Below are 3,359 nucleotides of genomic sequence, written 5' to 3'. Positions count from 1 at the left end.
GGCGGTGATGAAGATCGCCGGTACCGGAGCAATCGCCAGGATATCCTGTACGGCATCGATCCCGGACGATCCGTCGGCGAGCTGGATATCCGCGAGGACGAGGCCTGCGTCGGTATCCTCGAATGCTGCCACGGCATCTTCGTGCGTCGTGGCGATGCCCGCGACACGGTGGCCGAGATCGCGCACGATCTGTTCGAGCTCCATCGCGATCAGCGGCTCGTCCTCGATGATCAGGACCGAGGTCTGCGATTCGCGGTCGAGATCGCCGACGGCATCGGCGAGCAAGGCTTCGACGGTTTCGATGTCGGTACCCGTGATCATTCCCGCTTCCTCGACCGAGAAACCTTCGAGCGCGGTAAGCAGCAGGATCTGCCGGCCAAGCGGGGTGATCTGGACGAGGCGCCGGTGCGCCGCGCGGACGAGGGGGTGCTCGCCTTCGTCGCTGTCTTCGCCCTCGTCGATATAGGCGCTTTCCCAGATTCGATGAAAATTGCGGTAAAGGTCGATCCGGGTGCCGTCGCCGCTATGGAATTCCCCGGGCGCCGCAACGATGACTTCGAGGGTCGTGTGCACGAAATTGTCGCCATGCTGCTGGCTGCCCGTCAACGCGCGCGCATAGCGGCGCAGATAGGGAAGATGTCCGCGAAGTTCCTCACCCAATGTCATCAAAATTGCTCCCTCTTGAGATCAGTCATACGCGTCCCGGCGCGGGTCGGTTCCGCGCCGCGCCGCCGAAATGCGGCGCGCGGCGCTGCAACTTGTCGCGCGCCAAAGCGTAGAGTCAGCCGGGACGCGATGAAGCGGCGAGATAAGTTGGTGGAATAGAACCACTTTCCTTATTGCGCGCGGTGTATGCTTTTGTAGGGACCATAATCATGGCAGAGCGGCCCGCCGGGGAAATGAGCGATGCGGCACGAGAAGTATCGCCAGGCAGCGAGGAACGGGATTTGGCGGACGGGGGCGACGAAGGGGCAATCGAGGCCGAACGGCTGCGTCTCGCCACGCTTCGCGAATACCGGATCATGGACACGCCGCCCGAACCGGCGTTCGACCGCGTGACACGAATGGTCGCCGAATTGTTCGACATGCCGATCGCATTGATTTCACTCGTCGACGACCGCCGGCAATGGTTCAAATCGGCATATGGCGTCGAGGCCCGCGAAACGCCGCGCGAATATAGTTTCTGCCCCCATGTCATCGCCGAAGACGGGCCGGTTATGGTCACCGACGCATTTGGTGATCCGCGCTCGCGCGACAATCCGCTCGTGACGGGCGAGCTTCACATCCGCTTTTATGCCGGAGTGCCGCTGCGGGCCCATAATGGCGCGGTCCTCGGCAGCCTTTGCGTGCTCGACCGCGACGAGCGGGCAGCGCTCACCGACGTCGATCTGGCGCGGCTCGCCGATTTTGCGGGGATCATCATGGCCGAGGCGGATCTGCGCCGGATCGGCGCCGAGCGCGACGAGGCGCGCCGGTCGCTCGAACGCGCGCTCGATTTTTCGGGGATAGCGACCTGGCAATATGATCCGCGGACCGACCGGTTGAGCACGCAGGGCGCCGGCGCCGAACTCTGGGGTTCCGGTTTCGAGACGATACTGGCGACCGGCAACGGCTTTTTCGACCTGGTCCATCCCGAAGACCGGGCCGCGCTTCGCATATTGCTGGAAGAAACGGTCGCCAACCGAACGCCTTATGCGGCTGAATATCGCGTATCGAATCCCGAACGGGGCGTCCGCTGGAATGCGGTCCGCGGCGATTGGGTCGTGCATGCCGACGATGCGATGCTGACCGGGGTCAGCATCGACATCACCGAACAGAAAAGCCGGCAGGAAAACGCCAACCTGCTGATGCGCGAATTGCACCACCGGATGCGCAATCTGTTTGCGACGGTCAGCGCGATCATTTCGCTGACCCGCCATGCCGCGCGCGACGTCGACGATTATGTCGAGCGGATCAGCAGCCGGCTGGATGCGCTCAACCGCGCCCAGAATGTCCTGCTCGGCGCCAATTTCATGACCGGGTCGATGCACGCACTGATGCGCGAGGTCGAAGCGGCCTTTCCGCGGGTCCGCTGGTCGGGACCCGATCTGCTGCTTCCCGAAAATGCGCTGGTCGCGATGGCGCTGACCTTCAACGAGCTTGCGACCAACGCGGTCAAGCACGGCGCGCTGACCAGCGAGAAGGGGCGCGTCGAGGTCCGCTGGACACAGGATCCCGAAGGCAGCGAACCACGGATGTTCCGCCTGACCTGGACCGAAACGGGCGCCAGTGACGTCACCGCGCCCGAACGTACCAGCTTTGGCACGATGCTGATGGAACGCAGCGTGCGCAACAATCTCGGCGGCACGATCGCGCGGCATTGGAAGCCGGGCGGGCTGGTCGTGGACATTGCGATGCCCGCGCGATGGCGCGAGGCGTAAGTGCGCCCGACTTAACCCAGGATATTTGTTCCTCATATGTTCTAGTGATAGACATGGGGCATGTCCGCGAAACCGATTCTCGAAAAACTGGCTGTGCTGGCCGATGCGGCCAAATATGATGCCTCCTGCGCCTCGTCGGGGACGGTGAAGCGCGATTCGATAGCGAGCAAGGGCATCGGGTCGACCGAGGGCATGGGCATTTGCCATAGCTACGCCCCCGACGGGCGCTGCATCTCGCTGCTGAAAATCCTGCTCACCAATTTCTGCATCTACGACTGCCGTTTCTGCATCAACCGCGCGTCGAGCAATGTCGAACGCGCGCGGTTCGGCCCGCAGGAGGTCGTCCGGCTGACGCTCGATTTCTACAAGCGCAACTATATCGAGGGTCTGTTCCTGTCGTCGGGGATCATCCGCTCCGAGGATTATACGATGGAGCAGCTGGTCGAGGTCGCGCGCATCCTGCGCGAGGAGCATCGCTTTGCCGGCTATATCCATCTGAAAACGATCGCGGGCGCCGATCCCGGGCTGATCGCGCTCGCGGGGCTTTATGCCGATCGGCTGTCGACCAATGTCGAACTGCCGACCGAGGCGGGGCTCTCGAGCTTCGCGCCCGAAAAGAAGCCCGAGACGATCCGCAAGACGATGGCGTCGGTGCGCGTCGGCGCCGAGGATGCGATCGAGGCGGCGAAGAGCCGGCTGATCGGCAAGGCGATGCCGCCGCGCTTTGCGCCTGCGGGGCAGTAGACGCAGATGATCGTCGGGGCGGACACGGCGCGTGACGACGATATTCTGAAGACCGCGACGAACCTCTATTCGGGCTATCAGCTCCGCCGCGTTTATTATTCGGCGTACAGCCCGATCCCCGATGCGAGCAGCGATTTGCCGCCGGTGCGCCCGCCGCTGATGCGCGAGCACCGTCTGTATCAGGCGGACTGGCTG

The 3,359-nt window shown here is 63.4% G+C and carries 2 protein-coding genes and 1 pseudogene; 2 read left to right on the top strand and 1 reads right to left on the bottom strand.

Annotation, left to right across the window (positions count from 1 at the left end):
- Positions 1-666: response regulator (locus VGD20_RS10605; RefSeq protein ID WP_331134413.1), on the bottom strand; the 666-nt coding region annotated here is incomplete at its 3' end.
- Positions 667-947: 281 nt separating this feature from the next.
- Between VGD20_RS10605 and VGD20_RS10600 the strand changes: the two genes are divergently transcribed.
- Both VGD20_RS10600 and VGD20_RS10595 read left to right on the top strand, forming a co-directional pair.
- Positions 948-2,420, top strand: coding sequence for a sensor histidine kinase (locus tag VGD20_RS10600; protein ID WP_331134412.1), 1,473 nt, complete (start codon positions 948-950; stop codon positions 2,418-2,420).
- A 60-nt stretch (positions 2,421-2,480) separates the two neighbouring features.
- Positions 2,481-3,359 (top strand): annotated as a pseudogene (locus VGD20_RS10595) (putative DNA modification/repair radical SAM protein); the annotation flags it as partial.

The organism is Sphingopyxis sp. (genome assembly GCF_036402335.1).
Lineage (GTDB): Bacteria > Pseudomonadota > Alphaproteobacteria > Sphingomonadales > Sphingomonadaceae > Sphingopyxis.
Note: the sequence above shows the minus strand (reverse complement) of the source record. Positions and strands in the feature narration are given on the sequence as shown.